Origin of the sequence: Mangrovicoccus ximenensis, from assembly GCF_003056725.1 — a bacterium.
In the GTDB taxonomy this organism is placed as follows: Bacteria; Pseudomonadota; Alphaproteobacteria; order Rhodobacterales; family Rhodobacteraceae; genus Mangrovicoccus; species Mangrovicoccus ximenensis.
Genome location: NZ_QBKZ01000014.1, coordinates 18,675 through 38,698, shown reverse-complemented (window position 1 = coordinate 38,698; position 20,024 = coordinate 18,675). Strand labels below are relative to the sequence as shown.

The window sequence follows — 20,024 nt, the reverse complement described above, 5'->3', positions numbered from 1 at the left end:
GCGTCACTGAAGGAAGCTGAAATGCTTCCAGATCTCGTAATTCTGCCGGAAATTGTCGTAGGATTCCCAGACCCGGGCGAAATTCGGGTTTGCTGCCGCCTGCTCGTCGACGATGTCGAGCCAGGCATCTTCGAAGGCGACGAGGATCTCGGCCGGCCAGCGGCGCAGTTCGACGCCTTCGGCCCGCATCTCCTGCATGGCCTGCCATTGCAGCGCCTCGCCTTCGGCGATCATGCCCCGGATCATGTCACTGCAGGCGGTTTCGACCATTTCCTGATGCGCGGGCGAAAGCCCGTTCCAGACGGGCAGCGAGAAGTACAGATCGAACAAGGTCGCCTGCTGGTGCCAGCCCGGGAAGTAATAGTACTTCAACTCGCTCTGGAACCCCAGCGGGCGGTCCATGGCCGGAAGCGAGAACTCGGTGGCATCGAGGCGGCCCTCCCGGATCTCCGTCAGGATGTCGCCAGGCGCGATCTGCCTGGTCTCGACGCCGAACCGCTGCATGACCTGCGCGCCGAGGCCGAAGAAGCGCATCCTCAGCCCGTCGAGATCTTCGACCGATTGAATTTCCCGCTGGAACCAACCGGAGGCTTCGGGTGGAATCATGCCGCAGGGAATGTTGTAGACCCCGTATTCGGCGAACATCTCGCGCGCCATTTCCAGCCCGCCTCCATGATACATCCAGGCGAGGTACTCGCCCATGCCGGGACCGAAGGGGAAGCTCGAGAACATGTTGAACGCGCCATCGCGGCCCGCAAACCAGCCGGCTCCGGCCCAAGCCCCGCCGACGCGGCCATCGGCGACCGCGTTCACCGTTTCCGCGGCAGGCACCAGCGTGTTCGGTTCGTGCGGCACGAGAAGGAGATCGCCGCCTGACATGGTTTCCACGAGTTCCGAAAGCCGCGTGGCTGCCTTCCCGAGGATCGGCATGGCGGTCGGAAATGTCGAGGCGATCTGGATTTCGACCCGCTCGGCATCGGGCGAAGCCGCTCCGGTGAACGCAGGGAGTCCGGCCAAGCCAAAAGCAAATGGTAAAATGGCTTTGTTCCGTAAAGATTTGAGTGTGGACATCAAGAAGCCTCCTGGACAGACATGTCTGAAGAGCTGCATGTCTCGGCCATTGGCTATGCCCGAAGGATTAATCGCCGATTTCTGTCGGCTGGGTTGCGGAGAATCGTAACTATTCCCCTTTGGCCCGAAACGTTTGATGGTCCTCCGCTGACATCCCGTCCCCGGGCCGGTCCGGCAAAGCAAGCACAAGGAGTCAGGAATTCCATCGCTGCTGCCACGCCCGACCGAACGGTCCGAAGCCGCACCAAGGACAGCGGGACTTCTGACGCCCGCCGCGCGGCAGCATTGAGCATGGCAGGCCGGCTGGCAAACGCCGATGTTGCCGGTTGGCCGGCACTTGGCGGAAGGTCTCTTCCGTGCGCCACCTGCCGGCCACCGGACTGAAAATGCTGCGACGAGGGTCGAGCGGCTGCTCCAGGAAAGCCCGCAGGCTTGGCGGCGCGTTTCCGGAGTCTTCATCTTGCTTGGTATATCATGCATCGTCCTTGGCCGTCACCGCGGCGCAGGAAGTTCTGCGCCGCGCCCGTCTGCTCGTGCAGGCTATCAATGTTTGTCAAAGTGTTACGGCTTTTCCGAGCGGTTCCGGCCATGCGGACGCCTTCTTGCCCCTCTCGCTGGTGGCCCGCAATTGCGGAGAGGACTGTGGATGGCGATCGGGTTGACGCCGTTTCCCGCCCGGTCCCTGGCTGCGCGCGCTTCGATGCGCGCAAGCGGGACGCCAGACAGAGAGCCTGACGCCGAAGGTGGCAAGTTTCCTTCTCCCGGGGCACCCGTTTCCGCCGGGATGGCGCTGGATGCGGCGGACGATCTGCGCGCATCCGTGATGTCCGGCAGCGCGATGCGGCTGCGGCCGGGGTCGGGCTCCTGGCGGAAGATCTCGCCGTGCTCGAGGATCGGCAGCAGCCCCGGTTCCCGGACCGCCGCGAGCGGATCGGGAACGGCACGTCCTGGGGGGCCGGCTGCGCTGGAAGGAAGGTGGAGGTCCGTCTCGAGACGGCGATACAGGGAACCGTGCCGATGCCGCCAGCCTGAAGGTTCCGGAGAAGATGGCTGCCGCCTGCCATCCGTCATTGTCGCGATGCCATGCTGCCCCGTTCCCGTCACGGGCGAGGGGGCCGTGACGGATGCTGCTGGATTTCAGCTGCTCCGCGCGCTTGGGCATGCAGCCGCCTTTTTGCCTCGTCGGTGATCCGTTCCGGCCCTCGGGCCGTGCCGCTCCCTCTCTGCGTCACGGGATCCCCGACGGATCGGCGGCACATGCCGGCCGGAATTGGAGGGCGGAGCCGCGTTCGGCGGTGTGGCCCGCGGTTCCGGCTGCCGGAGTCCCGTCGCCGCGGCGCAGGAAGTTCTGCGCCGCGCTCGTTTGGCCGCGCGGTCAATCGATGCTTTTCAAAGGGTTGCGGTGCTTCGGAGCGGTTCCGGCTACGCAGATGCCTTCTCCGGCTTCCTCGGGGGCAGTCTTCCATGGCTGGATCCGGATCATGATCTGTCCGAGCCGATGCTGCGGGAATTCCGTCATGGCGGCGGCGAAGGTTCTGCGCCGCGCCTGTCCTGGATGGCCGGGAGCTGCAGAAAATCAGGGACATGATGCCGGATGGCGCGCTCCCGGACACGCAGGCCCCTTCACCTTGATCGGCGCGGCACGCGTCCAGGGCGGTGCCGGATCTTCTGCGCCGCGCTCGCTGTCCGCGGCATCGGCAAGGCCGATGTGACTGGATTTGGCTGCCCGGATCAGCGGCCGGCATGTCCCGCACTGCCGGGCATCAGGGTCGGGACATCGGCATAGGTCTTTCCCGCGAGGAGGCGGCGGACCTGCTTCGGGCTGGCGCGGCGGCGGTCGACGCCGTCGAGCTTCGCCGCTATCTTCTCTTCGCTCCAGCCGCAGGCATGCCAGATCCGGGCGAAGGTGATCTGGAGCTGCGACAGCCGGTCCCCGCGCCCGCAGGTCACGCCGATCCGGTAGGCCAGGTTCTCCGCCCAGAGCCGCGCGATCGCGGAGGCGTCGGGCACGCAGCCCTCCAGCCGCGCCGCGAGCATCTCCTTCAGCGCAGCGTCATAGGCCTCCTCGACCGCGCCCGGTTCGGGCGAGGGATGCTGCTGCCGGAACTCCTGAAGCAGATCGGCCCGGATCAGGAGATCGCCGCGGTCACGGCCGGGTTGCCAGCGGCTGCGCCACCGGTTCGAGCACCGCCGGCGGCGCCTGCGACACGCGCGCCTGCCATGACGCCATCGCGGGCCGAGGAGCGGCTGCGGTTCGTCGGGCAAAAGGTCCCCCGGACCTTTTGCTGAGCCTCCTCACTTCCGCCCCGCCGAAACGCCAGGCCTTGGAAGCCGGACACCGCAGGCGCCCGGGCGCGCAACGAGATCCTGCGGGCATCGAAGCACCTGGGCCGGGCACTCTGGCGGAACTGGAGCGGCTACCACCGCCGCAGCAGGGTGGAGATATGAGCCGGAACCGGAAAAGGTCCGGGGGACCTTTTCCCCGGCGATTGAATGACCTGCGTGAAGCTGCTTGGCCAGCGGCTGACGTAGCGGGACTTCGATCGCCAGGCTGCCGAAGTTCAGATCCGTGCGGCCGTACTCAACCGCTTCACGGCCCTCGGCATCCCGGTCACTGTGGCCCTGGGACAAGTGTGTCGGGGGAACGGGGAACGCTGGCCCTTAGCTGATTTGTGCAACAGCACCTGCCGCTGCTTGCGATGCACCGTCTTGTCGCCATCTCGCCACGCATCGATACCCATCCAGCTTCGGCCGCTTGATCGGCGCCGTTCGCCGATAGCCAGGCGGCACCGAGAAGGCCAAGGCCTTCTCCACCGTATCATGAGAGATGTTGAAAGGGGCTGCTGCCGCCCGCTTGCTCACGCCGTCGGCGCAGGCCAGACGGACGTTTCGATATAACTCCACGGTATAGATCTCCACGCCCTCCCTACCGCCGCAAGAAGAGCAAAGTGGCCGGTTTTTGCGCCGCCCGCAGCAGGACTGTCCCGGCGCCACCGTGGACTAATTTTTGCACCGCCGTTCTCACCCGCCTTGGCCGGGAGCCGTTGCCGCTTTCCATGAAGACCGGAGTTCTCTAGAGTGAACGCGGTGTCCCAAGTATGGTTTAGGTTTCCTGCATGACGAACCGCGCTCCGAGCGGAGAAAAATTCGAGAGTCTCGAAAGGGAAGCAACCGGACAGCACCGCTTGCAGGGGCACCTGCAGGAGCCTGTCTCCAGCGCGGAGAAATCTCTGGTGCCCGCATTGCAGAAAGGCATCCGCCTGCTGCGGTGCCTGAATGCCGCCCAGTCCCCGCTGACCCTCGCGGAGCTGGCGCAGCGGCTGGACATCAGCAAGAGCCACTGCCACGGCCTTCTCAAGACGCTGACCCATTTCGACTGGCTGCGCTTCGACCAGACTTCGCATACCTACGAGCTGCATCACGGCATCGGCCGCGACCTGTCGTCGATGATGCAGCAGCGCCTGGATCATTCGGCGATCCGCCCGTTCATGGAGGAGTTCACCCTGCGCGCAGGCGTTTCCTGCGTGCTGTCGGAGCCTCTGGCCGATCACTCCTTTCTGGTTCTCGACCAGATCAGCGCCGCCGATGACCTCAGGATTTCCTATCCCTCGGGCTACCGCCTGCCGCCGGACGCGACCGCGCACATGCGCGCCTATCTCGGGTGGCAGCGGGAGTACGAGATCGACTCCTGGTTCAGCATTGCGACGCTGAAGTCCTATACCGCGAGCACGGCAACCGGCGCCAACGACGCGCGCATGGCAATACGGGCCACCCGCGAGCGCGGCTACGCCCGGAGCGTCGGCGAGTTCACCGACGGGATCATGGCCATGGCGCTGCCGATCTTCGGGACGGACGGACGCGTGCGCTTCATCTTCGACTGCGTTGGCCGGACGGAGACCGTCGCGCCGCGGGAGGAGCAGATCGCACGGGCGCTCGTGGACTGCGTCACGCGGATCCACGACCTGTTCGGCAGCATCCTGCCCCCGGACTTTCCGAGGGCAAGCCTTGCCGAAAGCGCTACGGCATGACGTCGCCGCAGTTGGGGCCGAGCGTCTGGCCGACAAAGACATCGCCATGAGGTGACGACGCCAGCAGAAGCGCCGCGCCGGCGATCTCTTCGGGCTGCGCGGCTCGGCCGAGCGGAAGCGCCGCCTCCGTTCCGTCGAGCGTCTCCGGGCGCAGGTCCCTGTTGAAGGCGGTCAGGACCGGTCCCGGCGCGACCGAGTTCACCAGGATGCCATGTGGCGCGGCCTCGCGCGCGAGCGCCTTGGTGAAGCCGATGACGCCGGCCTTCGAAGCGGCGTAATGGGTGAAGCGCGGGGCGCCGCGCTGGCCGATCTGGCTCGAAACCGTGACGATGCGGCCTGCGCCCTGCCGCTTCATCACCGGCAGGACCGCCCGGCAGGCGAGGAACACCGAGTCCAGATTGGCGCTCATGATGTCCCGCCATTCCGCGAGGGACATCTTTTCGATCTCGGTTTCGGAGATCGCGCCGGAACAGGTCACCAATATGTCGATGCCGCCGAACGCCGTCTCCGCCGCCGCCGCCATGTCGGCGACGGCCTGCTCCTGGGTGACGTCGATCGCGAGGCCCTGCACCTTGCCGCTCCGGCCGCCGCCGAGTTCCGAGACGGCCGCCTCGAGCCGTGCCGCGTCGCGGTCCACAAGGAACACCTGCGCGCCCTCGCGCAGGTAGAGCGCGGCAATGGCGCGGCCGATGCCGCCTGCCGCGCCGGTGATGACGGCACGCTTTCCTTCGATCTGCATGGATGCAATTCCTTCTAGCCGGCCAGCTCGGCCGCATCTGTCAGCGCCTTCAGCCCGTCCCGCAGCGACAGCACGGCGGACATTTCCGTATCTTGCACCAGCGGAGCCGCATCGAAAGCCTCGGGGAAGGCGGGAGCCCCGGGGCCGGGGCCAGGGCAAATCTCGACCTGCGCGCCGGTCAGCTCCGCAATGATGGAGGCCACCTGTTCGGCCGCTGGACGGTCCGCCACCACGTCATAGCGCGGCCGCAGAACCGGCACATTGGCCAGGCGGGCGATCAGCGCGGCGCAGCTGCGGATGTCGATGCAGGGCTCCATGAGATGCGGCGCGACCCGGATCCGCCCGGAGCGCTGCGCCTGCGATACCATCTCGTGCATCGGATTGGCCGAGAGCCGTCCGGGGCCGTAGACGGAGCCGATCCGCAGGACGGTTGCCTCGCGCCCGGTCTGCCGCGCCCAGAGATGCGCCTGCAGCTCCGCCACGCGCTTGGTGATGCCGTAGACGTTGTCCGGCTCCGGGCCCGACGGCCCCGGCGTGGCATAGCCCGCAACCGATCCTGCCAGAACGATCCGCCGCACCCGCGTGCGGCGGGCCGCTTCGAGCAGGGTCTGCGTCCCTTCGATGTTCACGCGCAGGACGGTGCGCGCGTCCTGCACGAACTGCATCGGCCCGGAGACTCCGCCCATGTGGAAGATCATCTCGGGATCGATGCGCAGGACCGCGCCGGTCACGGCCTGCGCGTCGCGCAGGTCCACCGGCGCGCCGTCCGGCTCCGTCAGACCCTGCGGCTGCCAGCCGAGCCCGGGCAGCGCCGCCATCAGCGCCGCGCCGATGAAGCCGTCATGCCCGGTGACAAGCGCGACCGGGCGGCGTTCCGTCCGTCCCGTCATGCGGCCTGCTCGTCCCGGGTGGCGGCCACGAAGTCGTCATGATGGCTGTCGAACCATTCCGCGATGTCGCGCCGCCGGGCGATCCAGACATCCCCGCAGCCGAGGCAGTATTCCAGGAAACGGTGCAGCGCCGCCGTCCGCGCCGCCTGGCCCATCCAATGCGCGTGAATGCCGATGGTCATCATCTTGGGGCGGGTCTCGCCTTCCATCCGGAGGTAGTCGATCCCGTCCCTGCAGTAATCGAAGAAATCCTGCGGCTTGGAATAGCCCTGGCTGATGATGAACCGGTGGTCGTTGTAGGTGCTGGAATAGGGCAGCACGAGGTGATTGCTGCCGTTCACGTCGACATAGAAGGGCAGGTCGTCCGCGGTGGAGTCGCAGTCGTAGAGAAAGCCGCCCTCCTCGACCAGAAGTTCCCGCGTCGCGAGCGAGCCGCTGTGCCGCGTCTGCCAGCCGATGGGGCGTTCGCCGCAGGTCTCGCGGATGATCTCGACCGCGGCGCGGATGCGCGCCATTTCCTCGGTGCGGGACATGGTCCAGACTTCTTCCCAGCGGAAGCCGTGGGACGATCCTTCATGGCCGGCCTCCCGGATATAGGCGCCGACCTCGGGGTTGCGGTAGAGCGCGAGGGCACAGGCCGAGAACGTGCATTTCACGCCGAGGCTGTCGAGCATCCGCTGGATGCGCCAGATGCCCGCGCGGCCGCCGTATTCCGACACCGCCTCGGTTGCCAGGTCGCGGTACTGCGGATCCAGATCGTAGGGGAATTCGAAGATCCGGTCGTTGCGGCGGTCGCCGTTGGCCCAGGAGCGCTCGGCCCCGGTCTCGTAGTTCACCACCAGCGCCAGAGCGACCTTCTTGCCGCCGGGCCAGCTGACCTTGAGGCCCTTGCGGCCATAGCCCGTGTAGTTGCGGCGCGGACCCGGTCCGACATGCTCGGGGGGGATGTAGGGCGTGTAGTCGAAAGTCATGAAGTTTGTCCTGAAAGGTGTCAGCGTTCGCGCCATGCGAAGAGGCGGCGTTCGAGTGCGAGAAGCAGGTAGTTGCTGGCCAGGCCCAGAAGCCCGATCATCGCCGCGGCGGCCATCATCGTGTCGATCTTGAACCAGACCCGGGAGAAGTTGATGAGATATCCGAGCCCCTCGTTGGCGGCGAGGAACTCCGCCCCGACGATCACGAACCACGAGGTCGCCAGTGCCAGCCGGATCGAGACCATGATCTGCGGCAGCACCGACTTGAAGGTCACGTGATAGGCCATCTGCCGGGACGACATGCCCATGCTGCCGGCCGCGCGCCTGAGCACGGGATCGACGTCGCGTATCGCCTCGAGCGTGGCGACGAAGATGATGAAGAAGGCGCTGTAGGTGATGAAGATCGTCTTGGTCAGCTCGCCGATGCCGAACCACACGATGAAGATCGGCAGCAGGGCAAGGCTGGGCACCGGTCGGATGAACTCGATGATCGGGTCGAACACGATCTCGGCCCATTTCAGCGTCGCCACGAGATAGGCCATGATCACGGCCATCGGAACCGCCAGCGCCATGCCGCGCAGAACCCGGAGGCAGGAGGCCGAGAGGTGGGTCCAGAGCGTGCCTTCGCGCCACAGCTCGATGGTGGCCGCGACGATGCCGCCGGGCGATGGCACCAGGGTCGCGTTGTAGAACTGCCAGTGCCCGTTGAGGATGGCCAGTGCCTGCCAGGCGGCGATCACCGCGATCAGCGTCGCGGCCTTGGGCGGGATGCGCAGGCCGCGCAGGCGGGCAAGCGGCACGAGCGGGCGCCCGGTGCCGGGAATGTCGGTATGCGATGCCATGTCAGCCCTCCTGGTCATGCGGCCCTGCCGGCCGGAACAGAGGCTTCCGCCCGTTCGAGGGCGGCGCTGACCTCGCGCTCGGCCTCGACGAACTCCGCGCCCATCCGGTCGCGTGGGCGGTCCAGCGCAATGCGCAGATCGGCCACGATCCTGCCTTTGTCGCGGCCCATGACCACGACGCGGTCAGCCAGGGTGACGGCCTCCTGCACGCTGTGGGTCACGAAGACGACCGTCCTGCGGCTGCGCTGCCAGATCGACAGCAGCTCGTCCTGGAGCCGGTTGCGCGTCTGTTCGTCGAGCGCGCCGAAGGGTTCGTCCATCAGCAGCACGTCCGGATCGATGGCCAGCGTGCGCGCGATGGCGGCCCTCTGCTTCATGCCGCCCGACAGCTCGCGCGGGAACTTGCCGCGATGCTCCCACAGGTTCACCGCGCGCAGCATCCGCTCGGCCTGCCCGGCCTGTTCGGCTCTGGACAGCCCCTTGACCTTCAGCCCGAGCCGGACGTTCTGCTCCACGGTATACCAGGGAAAGAGCGCGTATTGCTGGAACACCATGCCGCGCTCGGCTGCGGGGCCGTTGACCGGGCGGCCGCCGACGGCGATGCCGCCCGACGTCGCCTTTTCGTGGCCGGCGACCAGCCCGAGCAGGGTGGACTTGCCGCAGCCGCTCGGCCCCAGCAGGCAGACGAACTCGTTTGCGGGGATGTCGAGGGAAATGCCCGAGAGCGCGGTGAAGGCCGCGCTCCCGTTCCGCCCCGGAAAGGCCTTGGTCACGTCCTCGATGCAGATCTGTGCCGTCATGACCGCCTCAGATCTTCACCGCGCCGGGTGCGATCTCGGACAGGAGGGCCGTGTCGACGATGTCGTTGAGCGGCACGAAATCGCCGAGGAAACCGCGATCGACCGCCCAGTTGATGTAATCCGGGTAGCCTGCGGCGAGCCGCTGGTCGAGATCGGGACGGTAATCGTTGGCCTTCAGGATGGCTTCGAGCCCGTCTGACGGAATTCCGAGGCCCCGAGCAATCGGGTCCACGGCAGCGGCCGGGTCGTTGATGATGATCTCGTTGGCGCGCATCATCGCCCGCATGATCGCCTTGAGCGTGTTGGGCGCCTCGTCGAGGAACGCGCCGGAGGTCGTCAGGCCGGTCGCCAGGTACAGCCAGTTCACGTCCCGGGCCGTCCCGGCGTCCTCGATGTAGGACTTGCTGCCGGTGAAGTAGAGGCGCCCGCCGCTGCGCGCCGCGTTGGAGACATAGGGCTCCCAGCAGGCCATGACGTCGATGTCGCCCTGCATCAGGGCAATCGCCTGTTCCGGCGGCTCCATGTTGATGAAGTCGAGAGAGGCGAAATCCACGCCATGCGCCTTGCACATGTTTTCGATGGCCAGCTCCACGGAGGCGCCCGCGTACATGCCCACCCGCTTGCCGGCCAGGTCGGACGGGCTTGCGATGCCGGACTTGTTCCCGATGACCACGCCCTGGGTATTCGAGATGTCGGACAGCTTCATGATCCAGCGGAAATCGAGGCCGCGCAGGCGCAGCGACGCGACCTGCTCCATGGCGGAAAACAGGACCTGGATGCGGCCGCTCGCGGCGAGGCTCGGCAGGTCCGGCCCGTTGACCGTGTAGTTCGGCGTCACGTCGAGCCCCTCGTCCGCAAAGAAGCCGTTCTCCAGCGCCAGCGCGAGCTGCCCGGAATGCTGGGGGTCCCGGACACTGATGACTTCGACCGACCGGACCTCGAGCGGCCCGTCCTTTGCGTGGCCGAGGGCCGGGAAGGCCGTCGCGGCGCCTGCGGCGGCGAGACTGCGGAGCATGGTGCGGCGGTTCATGTTCAGCGGGTGCATTCTGTAAGATCCCTGTTCTTGATAGGGATCATCATTCTGCGGAGAGAACGTCGTTCTCAACACCGAATGGCTTCCGTCGGCAAGTTTCGCGATGCCGGCCGTCGTGATGCCCGGAAAATACTCTGTTCTTGATTGAAATGTGCAAACTTTATGCTCTTTGCACATGCGGCCATGCTGCGCGTCGGCCGCTGCAGTCCGGACCGCGCGAATTTTTCCGGTCGCAGCGGCGGCCAGGCAAAATGCGGCGAGGCATTGATGATGGGACAGGAAGCCGGGGCTGAGGGCACTTGTGCCAAGGTGACCCGGAAAGGACCGGGCGGGGCGGACGGAGAGGGAAGCCGTCCTCTTCTGCGCAGACCCGGGAAAGCAGGTTTGCCCTTTGCCCGGGCCGGATCAAGCGGCCGCCGGGCTTCTGCCATGACGTCTGGCTCATGTTGCCGTTGGCCGCGGACCGGCTCGCGACGCGCAGGGACCGTTCCGCGGCCGAGTGGCTTGGCCGCTGCCGGAGCTGCCGCGGATGCGGCGTGGCGCCCGAGGTCAAGGCCGTCCGCGCTGGAGCACCGCCCTAGCCGGGCGCCCATCCGAAACAGCTGCCGATCTCGCGGCCGCCTGGCTTGCACGCCCGGCAGCGGCAACGCTTCGGCGCAGAAGCGGACCATGGACCCTTGCCAGGATCATGGGCAAGGAAGGCCCGCCGGCGGGTCGATGCCGGCGGGCAGGACGCGGCGTTACTCGGCCATGATGGTCTCTGGCGCAGGGCCGCCGTCGAGCCAGGCCTCCAGCGGGGTCATCGGGTCGAGGGAGGACCAGTTCACGCCATCGGGCCCCGGCAGGATGCCGCAATGGTCGAGCCCCGGGATCATGAAGAGCTTCACGTTTTCGTTCAGCGCCGCCTCGGTCCCCGCCTTCCCGGCCGCCTTCCGGTACCAGTCGACCGTCTTGTAGGGCGTCACGATCGCATCGGCCCAGCCGTGATAGACGATCATCTTGCCGCCCGCCGCGCGGAAGGCCGCGAGGTCCGCGCTGTCGCCGTTATAGGTCGCGGCCGCCGCCGCCATCCGCGCCGGGTCGGTCTCGAAGTCGAAATCGAGCGGCGAATAGCCCGCGCCCGGGTCCGGATCGAAGGCCATGTGCCGGGTGAAGCCGGTGGCGAAGCCCTCGGCCAGGCTGGCCGCGCCGTCCTTGCCGGTGAGCCAGAGCCACCAGAACGGCTCCGACCCTTCGGGGATGCCGCCGGGATAGAGCTGCTCTCCGGCCGCATTCCTGGGTCCCTGCCGCCACTTGGAGAGCGTGGCGAGCTGCGCCTCGCTGAGCCCTAGGCCGGAATAGTCGACCTCGCAGGCGCGCGGGTCTTCGATCCGTCCGTCCTCGGTGCCGTCGGCGGCATCGCATTGTTCGATCACCGCGTCGCCGATCAGCCTGGCCTCCTCCGGGCCGAGGATGCGGCTGCCGTCGGGCGCGGTGTTGGCCTGCAGCAGCCAGGACATCGCGGTGCCGACGAGGCCCGGATAGTCCATCGCGGGCGCGCCGGAGATGATGCCGTCGAACATCCCGGGATAGCGCTCGGCGGCGACATGGGCCATCCGCCCGCCGGTCGAGCAGCCCTGGAAGATCGCGCGGGTTTCCGGCGCGCCGTAGAAGGCCTCGACCAGGATGTTGGCGACGCGGTTGGTCTCGTCGATCGAGCGCCAGCCCCAGTCGCGCTCGGCGCCGGGATTGGCCTCGGCCCAGCTCGCATCCGTCACCGAGAGGCCGAGATGGCCGCTGTCCGAGGTCGCGGTGGCGTAGCCGCGCTCCAGCCCCGGCCGCATGGCGTTCACCCAGGAGGCGCCGCCATCGGCGCGGCCGAGGATGCCGCAGAACCCGCCGGACCGGGCCGGGGACTGGAGCCTGAGGCTCCTCGACTTGTCACGGCCGGACCGCCCGGATCTGGCGTTCCGCAGCTGGCGGGCGGTGGCGGGCTGGCTGGAGCTGGTGCCGCAGCTCGCGGGGCTCTTCGCGGTGCAGGTGCCCGCGGATGAGCTCCCGGGGGCCGAACGGGACTTGCAGGCGCGCAAGCCTCCGCTGAAGTTGACGGTTATCGGCGACCCGGGGCGGAAGCGCGGTCTGCGGACGGGACTGCGTGCGGGCGTGGGGCATATGTCGACGATCCGTCTGGCCGCGTTCCTCGTCGTCGTGACCATCCGGGCGCGGGAGGAGGCGATGCAATAGCAGGGCATCAGCGATCTGCGGGTGCGGGAATTCCGTCAACGTGGCGCAGGAAGTTCTGCGCCGCGCTCCGCTCTTTCGTCCATGAATGACCTTATATCAATGCGTTAAGTGTAGTTAAGACCGTTTCGCGGAAGTGGAGGTGATCTTGGATGAAAAGGAACCTGCTGCGCGACCTTGCCAAGTGGTGGGTTCCGCGCAGCCCAATTTTGAGATCCGTACCGGGCGGAGGGCCGATCAGAGACAGTCTTTGGCGGCCGTTCGTTCTCTGGTGCGGCGGCGCCCTGAGCCAGCCCAAACGAGCCCTTCGCCCCGAGTTGCAAGTCTGGTGGAGCGGACCTTCACCCCGAGAGCAATGGACGACCGAGGAGCGCAGTTTGCAGCCGGTGGCGCGCAGGCGCTGCGAGGCTAAGGTACGAGCGGCCGCTCCCCTGTCCGGTCATTCAAAGTCCAGCGCCGCCGCGCTGCAGCTTCCCCTGGAGCGGCCGCTCGGCCCGGCCTGCAGCATTCTCGGCGTGCTGGCCGACGGAGGTGCGCACAAAGCGCTCGTTGGATTGCAATTTCTGAGCGGCAGAAACCGGGGAAAGCCGACTTCCGGGACGGTTGCAATAGATCGGAATTGGTTACACATTGGGAACATTCCAAGCGAGGCGGTCCCTTGCGTACGTTTGTCAGCTACAATTCACGAGACCTGCCGCGCGTCCGGCCCGTGGTCGAGCGGATCGCCCAGCTCCAGCCTTCCTGGGAGCTCTATTTCGCCCCGTCACGCAACGCCGTCGGCGCCTATTGGATCGAGGACCTGGGCCGGGAACTGGCCTCGTGCGACGCGGTCCTCCTGTTCCTGGGGTCCTCATTCAATCGCCGGGGAAAAGGTCCCCCGGACCTTTGCCCGGTCCACGTCATATCTCCACCGTGCTGCGGCGGTGGTGCCCGCTCCAGTTCCGCCAGAGCGCCCGGCCCAGGTGCTTCGATGCCCTCAGGATCTCGTTGCGTGCGCGGGCCCCTGCGGTGTCCGGCTTCCAAGGCCTGGCGTTTCGGCGCGGCGGAAGTGAGGAGGTTCAGCAAAAGCTCCGGGGGACCTTTTGCCCGGCGAACCGCAGCTGCTCCGCGGCCCGCGATGGCATCATGGCAGCCGCGCGTGTCGCAGGCGTCGCCAGCGGTGCTCGAAGTTGCCCATCGTGGCGCCACCGGTTCGAGCCCGATGGGCGACGGCGCATCCGCTGGCAACTCGGCCGTCACCGTGGCGATCTTCTCTTCCGCTGGGATCTGCGCAAGCAGATCGGGCAGCATCCCTCGCCGCTTCGCCCGGACCGGTGGCCTTTTGCCCGGCGAACCGCGGCCGCGCCACGGGCCGCAACGGCATCATGGCAGCCGCGCGTGTCATAGGCGTCGCCAGCGGTGCTCGAAGTTGCCCATCGTGGCGCCACCGGTTCGAGCCCGATGGGCGACGGCGCATCCGCTGGCAACCCGGCCGTGACGGTGGCGATCTCCTCGTCCGCCGGGAACTGGGCGAGCAGGTCCTGCAGCATCCCTCGCCGGTTCGCCCGGACCGGTGGCGCTCACCGGCTCGGCATCGCCGACATTGCCGGAGGTGAGCTCGACGGCCCGGATTTCCAGCGTTTCTCATCAATTCCAAGGTGGATCTTGCGCCGTGAGCGGGCTCGGCGCCCGGGTCCGCATCGGCGCCCGCGCGGTGATCTGCCCGCATGTGTCGGTCGCCGAGGACACGGTGATCGGCGATGACGTGCTGCTTTGCGCCGGGGTCCGCGTCGGCCGCCGGGTGCGCCTGGGCGACCGGGTGATCCTGCAGCCGGGCGCGGCGATCGGCGGCGACGGGTTTTCCTTCGTGACGCCGGAGAAATCCGCGGTCGAGACCGTCCGCGAGAGCCTCGGCGACCGGCAGGACACCCGCAACACCGCCTGGACGCGCATCCACAGCCTCGGCGGCGTGGAGTGATCATCGACGGCGCCGATCACGTCGACCTCTACGACCAGAAGGACATCATTCCCTTCGACAAGCTGCAGGCGTTCTTCGGCAGCCACCTCGCCTGAACGCCTGGTACGGCCTCCCGGCGCGGCACGGTCCGCGCCGGGCCTCTCCGGATCGGGACCGGGCGGACGTCCGGACCTGCATCGGAGACTGGCCGGACACTTGGCAGTCCGCGCCGATGCCGGGGCGGACCGCCGGCCGGAGGTATCGGCGGAGTGCGGGGCGGTTGGCAAATCCGCCGGGCGGCGGCGCGGTCCCCGCGCATCTGCAAGGTGGTCGAGATCACTGCCCCGCTGCAGGAGAGGCACCTTGCCTCCGCTCAACTCGCAGCGCGCCGGGCCGAGCTCCGGCAGCTGATGCGCGCCGAAGCCGAAGCTGCCGGCATGGAGATGATCGATGGTTGATGTCCTGACCGCAAGCCATGGCGCGCCTCCCAGCCCAGCCCAGCCCAGCCCGGCAGCGGCGCGAGGGCCAAGTCGGCGGCCGCGGGCAGCGCCGGGCATCGGCGCTGCATCTCCCGGCCGAGGCTGCCATGCCCCTCCGCCGCTCCCGCGGGGCAAGGGAAAGGGGCTGCCGTGAGCGAAAACATTCGGAAACTTGACTTGGATCTATTCCGGCGGGCGGCGGGCTTGCTAGGAAGGGGCATCTGGCTCAACCGGAGCTGCGAGCATGACCCAGGATCCGATCCCCGACGGCAGGATCGCCGCCATCCGCGGCGCGGTGGTCGATGTCGGCTTTCCCGAGGGCTGCCTGCCGGCGGTCAATGACGCGCTGGAAGCGGCGCGCCCGGGCGGCGGGCGGCTGGTGCTCGAGGTGCAGGCGCAGCTCGACGCCCGGCGCCGCGCTTGCGCGGATGGCCCCCTCCGCGCAAGCGCGGGGCCGGTCGCCCTGCGGATGCCGGGCGGGGCGCTGTCCTGGCCGTTGCCCGGTTGCGGGCTTCTCGGGATGATTTCCGCAGATGTCAGGTCCTTTCCGACGGTGCCGCCCGCAGAATGCGGCGGCAGGGCAAAGCTGGAGTTCGAAGCTGAGCCGGAAGGAACAGGGTCCGAGACAAGGATCTGCAAGGAGGACATAAGCGTTCCGGCAGCGAATTGCGAGCAGAATAGGCGGCATCGCGGGCCGCCGCGGCGCAAGCCCCGGTGAAGGCGCGGAATTATCTTCCGCCGCGGCCCCGGTTCCCGCATCCGGGCGCGCCCCCGCGGCTTTACCCGATCTTGACCCTTTGCTGCGATTGCAGCACAAGGCGGGCGACCGGACAGTGCCATGGAGGTTCCCAGAATGGCCAAGCGACTGCACCTTGTCTTCGGCGGCGAGCTCGTCGATCCTTCCAAGAACGAGTTCAAGGATGTCGAGGCAATCGACATCGTCGGCATGTTCCCCGACTACGACTCCGCCCATTCCGCGTGGAAAGATGCCGCGCAGCGCACCGTGGACAATGCCCACATGCGCTATTTCATCGCCCATATCCACCGCCTGCGCGACGAGGAAACCGCCGCCTCCGCGACCGAAGAGCTCGGCTGAGCTCCCCTTCCCGGATGAAGCCCCTCGCCCTCTCCGCCTATCTTGCGTTTTCGCGCAATGCCGAGGGCTGGGGCCGCCGCCAGCTGCAGAAGCGGCTGGCCCGCGGCAAGGAGGACCCTGCCCGCCTTGCCGAACGCGAAGGCCATGCCTCGCTGCCGCGCCCCGACGGCCCGCTGATCTGGTTCCACGCCGCCTCGGTCGGCGAGAGCCTGTCGATCCTCGAGGTGATCAAGCGGCTCGGGATGCATGACCCGGCGCTGAATTTCCTCGTCACCACCGGCACCGTCACCTCGGCCGAGCTTCTCGCCGCGCGGATGCCGCCGCGCACGGTGCACCAGTTCATCCCGCTCGATGTCGTGCCCTTCGTGCGCCGCTTCCTGGCGCATTGGCAGCCCGACCTCGCGGTCTGGACCGAAAGCGAATTCTGGCCCGCGCTGATCACCGAGACCGATGCCCGCGGCACGCCGATCCTGCTGCTGAACGCGCGCATCTCGGAACGCAGCGCGCGGCGCTGGTACGCGATCGGCAAATCCGCGAAATGCCTGATGGAGCGCTTCGCCGCCGTGCAGGTGCAGGACGATGCCACCGCGGCGCATCTGCGCAATCTCGGCCTGCCGCGCGGCCGCATGGCCGTCACCGGCACGCTGAAGGAAGGCACCCCGCCGCCGCCCTGCGACGAGGCGGAGCTGGCGCGGCTGACCCGGCCGGCTGCCCGGCACCTGGCCCGCGCTGGGTCTGATCCTGCTTCTCGGCCTCGCCGCAGGCGGCAGCCTGGCGCCGCTCGGGCATCCTTGGCCGCCGGTCCCGGTCTTCGACCTTTACCTGCCTTGGCCCGCCTTCGCCGCGACCGCATTCCTGGCGGGCTTCCTGATGGGCCTCTGGGGCGCGGCAGTCCTGGCGCTGGCGGCGGTGCTCGCCATCCTGTTCGAACTGGAACACCATGTCAGCATCGACGCCGCGGCGCTGGTCCTGCCCTTCCTCATCGGCCATTGCGGGCGGCTGTGGCGCTGCCACTCCTCCGGCGAAGCGGCGCCGCGGCTGCAGGCCGGGTGGGCCGCGTTCTCGCTGGCGGTCATCCTCGCAGGCTATGGCTATCTGCTGGAGGGCGAGTTCGGCTCCGAGGTCGCGGGCACGGTCCTAACCCTCTGCCTTGCGGTGATCCTGGCAACCCATGCGCTGCTGGGCGGGAATGGGCTCCTGCGCAACAGCGCCTTCGCCGCGCGCCTGGAGGCGGCCGGCCTGCCCGCGCTGCTGTTCTTCGGCGCGCTTGCCTGGTCCCTGCAGGAGCTGCTGCGCACGCTCGTCGCCAACAGCATGGGGCTGCGCGGCGCGCTGGCGATGCTGGAAGACACCGTCTTCGCCGAACGCGCGATCCTGCTGGCCGTCGCGGCCTTCCTGCTGCTGAACATCGCCGCCACTCTATGGAAGATCGCCGCCGGGCTGCGCAGAGCGCTGGAGGCGATGCGCAGCGGCAAGCTGCCGGAGGCCGGAGGCGGGACGCGCCCGGAGGCGGGCGGTCACCAGCCGTTCGCCCGCGGCGGTCGCGGCGGAGGCATCGACGCAGGTGCTGTCGCCGCGCACCGGGGTGGCGGTTTCGCCGCCCAGCAGCAGGCCGCTCTCCGAGACTTCCGAGATCGCCATTTCGGCGCCGCTGGCGATCGGGCCTGCGACGGATGATCCCCACCTCCTTCCCCTCCAACGAAGAGATGGCGCGCCTGACCGCGCGCGCGCTGCTGGAGATCGGCGCGGTGGATTTCCGCCCCGAGGAGCCCTTCACCCTCGCCTCCGGCCTGCCCTCCCCGACCTATATCGACTGCCGCAAGCTGATCAGCTACCCGCGGATCCGTTCGGCGCTGATGGATTTCCTGGCCTGCAAGACGATGCGCGAGGCGGGGTTCGAGGCCTTCGACAACGTCGCAGGCGGCGAGACCGCGGGCATTCCCTTCGCGGCCTTCATCGCCGAACGCCTGGCGCTGCCGATGACCTATGTACGCAAGAAGCCCAAGGGGTACGGCCGCAACGCCCGGATCGAAGGCGCGATGACCGAAGGCCAGCGCGTCCTGCTGGTCGAGGATCTGACCACCGATGGCGGTTCGAAGCTGAGCTTCGTCGACGCGATCCGCGACACCGGCGCCACCTGCACGCATACCTCGGTGATCTTCTCCTACGGCATCTTCCCGGAAATCGGGGGCGGCTCCGTCGCTGAAAAACTCGGGCTGCTCTAGACCATTCCTCGACCGCGGAAAAGCCCCGCCCGGAGAGGGTCCGGACAGGGCAGGCTGGCTCAGAACAGGAAGTCCGCCTCGCCCAGATCGGCGGACCAGACGCCGGTCAGCGTCACGCTGTTGCCGTTGCCGTCGGCGATCACCGCCCCGGTCGCGCCGTCGGCAAGGTGGTTCGCCACCAGATCCGCGAAATCGGCGATCGGGCCGATTTCCGAGAAATCCAGAATATCGTCGCCGTCGCCGAAATCGGTGATCGTGTCATTGTCGAAGTTGTACTTGAAGATGAAGGTGTCGTTGCCCGCGCCGCCGGTCATCAGGTCGTCGCCCTTGGCACCGATCAGCGTGTCATGGCCGTTGCCGCCATCCAGCGTGTCGAAGCCCAGCGAACCGCGCAGCTTGTCATGGCCGTTGCCGCCGAAGATCAGGTCGCGCCCCTTGCCGCCGAACAGCCGGTCATGGCCGTTGCCGCCGTCGATCGTGTCCCAGCCGTCATTGCCGTAGATGCGGTCGCTGCCGACATTGCCCGTCAGCTCGTTGAAGCCGGTATCGCCGTAGATCGTGTCATCGGCATCGCCGCCGACGACATTCAGGATGTTGACCAGCGTGTCGGTGTCGCCGAACCCGTCCGTCGCGGTTCCGGCCAGCAGGTCCACGAAAACGCCGCCGGTGCCGCCGAACTCGGCATCGCGGTCATAGAGCACGGTGTCCTTGCCCATGCGGCCGTCGATCAGGTCGTCGCCTGCGAGGCCGCGCAGCATGTTGTGCCCGCCATTGCCGTAGATCGTGTCGTCGAACATCGACCCGCGGGCCATCTCGATGCTGGACAGCTCGTCGGTATCGCCCCACCCGTCGATGGCATAGCCTTCGCGCAGGTCGATCACCACGCCTGCCGGATCATGGCGGAAGCTGACCTGGTCGTCATCCGCGCCGCCATCGAGGGTGTCGGCGCCCTGGCCGCCCTCGAGAAAGTCGTAGCCGGCGCCGCCCTGGATCAGGTCGTCGCCGCCCTTGCCGTTGATCGCGTCTTCGCCGAGGCCGCCGCTCAGGGTCTCGGCCGCGTCGGTGCCTTCGATCACGTCATTCTCGGTCACGTCGCTCAGCGCGGCGAAATCGGCGAATGCGATTTCCTCGCCCGGCCCCCACGCGCCTTCCGGCAGGGTGGCACCGAAGCTTTGGACATAGAAGTTCAGCGCCGCGTTCAGGTCGGTGAAGTCAGGCAGGGCGTCGCCTTCCAGAAGCAGGATGACTTCGCCGGCGAAATGGTCCGGATCGCCCTCGGCCGCATCGGAATGCAGCCGCAGCACGGTCGAGGTGTAGCCCTCGCCCCAGTCCACTTCGGCGATATTGGCGGAGACCGAGTCGAACACATTGTAGCTGCCGACCTCAAAGCCGTAGAGCGGCAGGTAGGTGGCCAGGATTTCAGTGACGATCAGCTCTTCGGAGTCGGGATCGGGGATATAGGTGAAGAAGCTGTCGAAGGCGGTGATGACCACCTCGAGCTCGTAGGAGATGGCACCGATTTCTTCCGAGCTGCCCGAGAACTCCAGATAGCTTGCCGAATAGGTGTAGGTCGTCATCGTTTGCTCCGCACAATAAAATCTTCCGCCGTCCGGAAAACTCCCGGAAACGGCAGGTCACAAGAACGGTTAACAAAGCTTGACGGTTCGAAAAACGTATATTTTCAACCGGTCTTC

Annotated in this window: 15 protein-coding genes and 7 pseudogenes; 9 read left to right on the top strand and 13 right to left on the bottom strand. The window is 67.5% G+C overall.

Going from position 1 to position 20,024, the window contains the following annotated elements:
* Positions 1–3: 3 nt before the first annotated feature.
* Positions 4–1,530 (bottom strand): TRAP transporter substrate-binding protein, encoded by a 1,527-nt coding sequence (locus tag C7T91_RS14330; protein ID WP_161555908.1) that lies wholly within the window; start codon positions 1,528–1,530, stop codon positions 4–6.
* Positions 1,531–3,153: 1,623 nt separating this feature from the next.
* On the opposite strand from C7T91_RS14330, the pseudogene C7T91_RS14320 reads away from it, so the two are divergent.
* Positions 3,154–3,699: pseudogene (locus tag C7T91_RS14320) on the top strand (hypothetical protein); the annotation flags it as partial.
* A 59-nt stretch (positions 3,700–3,758) separates the two neighbouring features.
* On the opposite strand, the pseudogene C7T91_RS33560 reads toward C7T91_RS14320, so the two are convergent.
* Positions 3,759–3,975: pseudogene (locus tag C7T91_RS33560) on the bottom strand (IS21 family transposase); the annotation flags it as partial.
* Positions 3,976–4,304: 329 nt separating this feature from the next.
* Here C7T91_RS33560 and C7T91_RS14315 point away from each other — a divergent pair.
* The gene (locus C7T91_RS14315) at positions 4,305–5,099 is read left to right on the top strand and encodes an IclR family transcriptional regulator (RefSeq protein WP_161555906.1); all 795 of its coding nucleotides are present in this window, start codon (positions 4,305–4,307) and stop codon (positions 5,097–5,099) included.
* Here C7T91_RS14315 and C7T91_RS14310 read toward each other — a convergent pair.
* The 7 genes from C7T91_RS14310 to C7T91_RS14280 all read right to left on the bottom strand — a co-directional run bounded on the left by C7T91_RS14310 (position 5,089) and on the right by C7T91_RS14280 (position 12,197).
* Complete coding sequence (locus C7T91_RS14310; RefSeq protein WP_108259841.1) at positions 5,089–5,838, bottom strand: SDR family NAD(P)-dependent oxidoreductase; 750 nt, start codon at positions 5,836–5,838, stop codon at positions 5,089–5,091. The two genes, C7T91_RS14315 and C7T91_RS14310, sit on opposite strands and share 11 nt — an antisense overlap.
* Before the next feature lie 14 nt (positions 5,839–5,852).
* Positions 5,853–6,728, bottom strand: a complete 876-nt coding sequence (locus tag C7T91_RS14305; protein ID WP_108259840.1) for an NAD-dependent epimerase/dehydratase family protein — start codon at positions 6,726–6,728, stop codon at positions 5,853–5,855.
* A complete protein-coding gene (locus C7T91_RS14300) occupies positions 6,725–7,699 on the bottom strand; it encodes a polysaccharide deacetylase family protein (RefSeq protein WP_108259839.1) in 975 nt (324 codons plus the stop codon). Before C7T91_RS14300 ends, C7T91_RS14305 begins: the two co-directional genes overlap by 4 nt.
* Before the next feature lie 20 nt (positions 7,700–7,719).
* Positions 7,720–8,541, bottom strand: coding sequence for an ABC transporter permease (locus C7T91_RS14295; RefSeq protein WP_161555905.1), 822 nt, complete (start codon positions 8,539–8,541; stop codon positions 7,720–7,722).
* A 14-nt stretch (positions 8,542–8,555) separates the two neighbouring features.
* Positions 8,556–9,341 (bottom strand): ABC transporter ATP-binding protein, encoded by a 786-nt coding sequence (locus tag C7T91_RS14290; protein WP_108259837.1) that lies wholly within the window; start codon positions 9,339–9,341, stop codon positions 8,556–8,558.
* Positions 9,342–9,348: 7 nt separating this feature from the next.
* Positions 9,349–10,386, bottom strand: a complete 1,038-nt coding sequence (locus C7T91_RS14285; protein ID WP_161555904.1) for an ABC transporter substrate-binding protein — start codon at positions 10,384–10,386, stop codon at positions 9,349–9,351.
* Between the two features lie 728 nt (positions 10,387–11,114).
* Positions 11,115–12,197 carry a tannase/feruloyl esterase family alpha/beta hydrolase gene (locus C7T91_RS14280; protein ID WP_236638242.1) on the bottom strand — a complete coding sequence of 361 codons (1,083 nt, stop codon included), beginning with the start codon at positions 12,195–12,197 and terminating at the stop codon, positions 11,115–11,117.
* On the opposite strand from C7T91_RS14280, the gene C7T91_RS35790 reads away from it, so the two are divergent.
* Entirely contained in the window at positions 12,196–12,597 is a 402-nt protein-coding gene (locus tag C7T91_RS35790) for a hypothetical protein (protein ID WP_236638241.1), read from the top strand. The genes C7T91_RS14280 and C7T91_RS35790 overlap by 2 nt on opposite strands.
* 902 nt (positions 12,598–13,499) lie before the next feature.
* Here C7T91_RS35790 and C7T91_RS39510 read toward each other — a convergent pair.
* Positions 13,500–13,743: pseudogene (locus C7T91_RS39510) on the bottom strand (hypothetical protein); the annotation flags it as partial.
* Positions 13,744–13,925: 182 nt separating this feature from the next.
* Positions 13,926–14,264, bottom strand: a pseudogene (locus C7T91_RS39505) (hypothetical protein); the annotation flags it as partial.
* Here C7T91_RS39505 and C7T91_RS14270 point away from each other — a divergent pair.
* The 5 genes and pseudogenes from C7T91_RS14270 to C7T91_RS39500 all read left to right on the top strand — a co-directional run.
* Positions 14,246–14,551 (top strand): hypothetical protein, encoded by a 306-nt coding sequence (locus tag C7T91_RS14270; RefSeq protein ID WP_407943298.1) that lies wholly within the window; start codon positions 14,246–14,248, stop codon positions 14,549–14,551. The pseudogene C7T91_RS39505 and the gene C7T91_RS14270 overlap by 19 nt on opposite strands.
* 305 nt (positions 14,552–14,856) lie before the next feature.
* The gene (locus C7T91_RS37900) at positions 14,857–14,988 is read left to right on the top strand and encodes a hypothetical protein (RefSeq protein WP_269101531.1); all 132 of its coding nucleotides are present in this window, start codon (positions 14,857–14,859) and stop codon (positions 14,986–14,988) included.
* A gap of 265 nt (positions 14,989–15,253) precedes the next feature.
* On the top strand, positions 15,254–15,727 hold the full coding sequence (locus tag C7T91_RS14255) for a hypothetical protein (protein ID WP_108259832.1): 474 nt from the start codon (positions 15,254–15,256) through the stop codon (positions 15,725–15,727).
* Positions 15,728–15,862: 135 nt separating this feature from the next.
* Positions 15,863–16,105, top strand: a complete 243-nt coding sequence (locus C7T91_RS14250) for a DUF4170 domain-containing protein (protein ID WP_108259831.1) — start codon at positions 15,863–15,865, stop codon at positions 16,103–16,105.
* A gap of 14 nt (positions 16,106–16,119) precedes the next feature.
* A pseudogene (locus C7T91_RS39500) lies at positions 16,120–16,695 on the top strand (3-deoxy-D-manno-octulosonic acid transferase); the annotation flags it as partial.
* Positions 16,696–17,617: 922 nt separating this feature from the next.
* On the opposite strand, the pseudogene C7T91_RS35770 reads toward C7T91_RS39500, so the two are convergent.
* A pseudogene (locus C7T91_RS35770) lies at positions 17,618–17,764 on the bottom strand (ABC transporter substrate-binding protein); the annotation flags it as partial.
* Between the two features lie 14 nt (positions 17,765–17,778).
* Between C7T91_RS35770 and C7T91_RS35765 the strand changes: the two are divergent.
* Positions 17,779–18,297, top strand: a pseudogene (locus C7T91_RS35765) (orotate phosphoribosyltransferase); the annotation flags it as partial.
* Positions 18,298–18,389: 92 nt separating this feature from the next.
* Here C7T91_RS35765 and C7T91_RS14220 read toward each other — a convergent pair.
* On the bottom strand, positions 18,390–19,907 hold the full coding sequence (locus C7T91_RS14220) for a calcium-binding protein (RefSeq protein ID WP_108259828.1): 1,518 nt from the start codon (positions 19,905–19,907) through the stop codon (positions 18,390–18,392).
* Positions 19,908–20,024 lie beyond the last annotated feature (117 nt).